We start from the raw sequence: 1,508 nt of genomic DNA on the forward strand, positions 1-1,508 counted from the left end.
CAGGTAGGCTGTTAAGAATTTTAAAAAAATTCCCCTTAAATTTGAAGAGACGAATCAACAACTTAAGGGGAAAATATGTCCGAAGACAAGAATAAAGCTACTTCAAAATCTTGGAAAGTCAAAGCACTGGAACGAAATAAAGAACTTCACAAACGTAATAAACGGATCAAGGAGTTAAGCAAGAGCCGCGATTTATGGAAACACAAGTACCAGGCTTTACGCTCCGAGGTAGGTTACGGCTCGTTGAGCTTACGGGGTTCTAAGGCCAAACATCACAGTTACAGCACACTTTTAGTATGGTTTTGTGTCCAAGCCCAAAGTTATGGTCAGATGAGTTTACGAGGCTGTGTTCAGGTATTATTATGCTTAGAATTAGTCAGTGGGCGTCTTGGTGGTAAAGGTGTTCCTAGTTATGGCAGTATTCGTAATTGGGTTTGCAAAGCAGGTTATTATCGTATTCACCATGAGGATAATTCAAGTGAGGATCGTTGGGTTTATGTTGTAGATGAAAGTATCAGTCTGGGTAAGGAGCGGATCTTGTTAGTGTTAGGGATACGACTCCGAGATTTAAATTTTATTGATTGCGTGGACTTAGCCTCTACTCAGGTGCTATCTTTGGAGGTAGCTTCCAGTTGGAAATCAACGGACATTGCCCCCATCTTAAAAGGATTAACTCAGCGATACCCCTTGGCTTATATTGTCAGTGATGAAGGAAATAACCTGCGGAAAGCTTACAAGTTAATGGGTGGCTTACATATTCCTGATTGTAGTCATTTTTTTGCCAAGACTATAGAACGGTTATACCGATCTGATCCCATTTTTGTAGATTTCAGTAAGCAATCCTCAGCGATCAATAAGAAGTGGAATTTAAGTCAATATGCGCCTTATATGTCTCCTCGCCAGCGTAGTAAGGCGCGTTTTGCCAACTTATTTCCAGTGATTGAGTGGGCCTATGAATGTTTACAGCAATGGGATTGCTTGCCTGATGAGGTACAAATACAGCTGAGTTTTTTGAAAAAATATCAATCTTGGATTGATGAGTTTTATCGTATTCAACAAGAGGTAGCCTACCTGAGTAGTCTTTTGAAGCGCAAAGGATTCGGCCAAGATAATTACCGAAGAATTCAAGAAAGATTATCTGTTACCCAAGGAGCAAAAGAAAAAATATTTGCCGAAAAAATCTTAGAATATCTGAGCAAACTAGCGGACATTAAAATTGAAAATGTAGAGACTCTTTATTGCTGTTCAGATATTATTGAAAGTGCGTTCGGGAAGTTTAAGCAAAAAATCAATCCTAAATCCACTCACGCAGTTTCTGAATTTGTGCTAATCTTAGCAAGCTTTGGAAAGACTTATCAAGAAGAAGAAATTAAACAAGCTCTTGAAAAAGTGAGCGAAAAACAGGTCAAAGGGTGGAGAAAAAAAGCCCCCTCAATTGCCCAACAAAGACGGAAAATCTTTGGGAAAAATGAGGGGAAGAAATTACCAGATTCTTAACAGCCTACCTG

General features: G+C 39.3%; 1 protein-coding gene. It reads left to right on the plus strand.

All coding sequences use genetic code 11. From position 1 onward, the window contains the following. The first annotated feature begins 75 nt into the window (after window positions 1-75). The gene (locus Q0954_RS33860) at window positions 76-1,497 is read left to right on the plus strand and encodes a hypothetical protein (protein ID WP_299466486.1); all 1,422 of its coding nucleotides are present in this window, start codon (window positions 76-78) and stop codon (window positions 1,495-1,497) included. The last annotated feature ends 11 nt before the right edge of the window (window positions 1,498-1,508 follow it).

It is taken from the genome of uncultured Microscilla sp. (genome assembly GCF_947493425.1).
GTDB lineage: Bacteria > Bacteroidota > Bacteroidia > Cytophagales > Microscillaceae > Microscilla.

What these genes read in the sequence shown, in the direction of transcription:
- Q0954_RS33860 (WP_299466486.1), top strand. Translation starts at nt 76, where the DNA reads ATGTCCGAAGACAAGAATAAAGCTACTTCAAAATCTTGGAAAGTCAAA.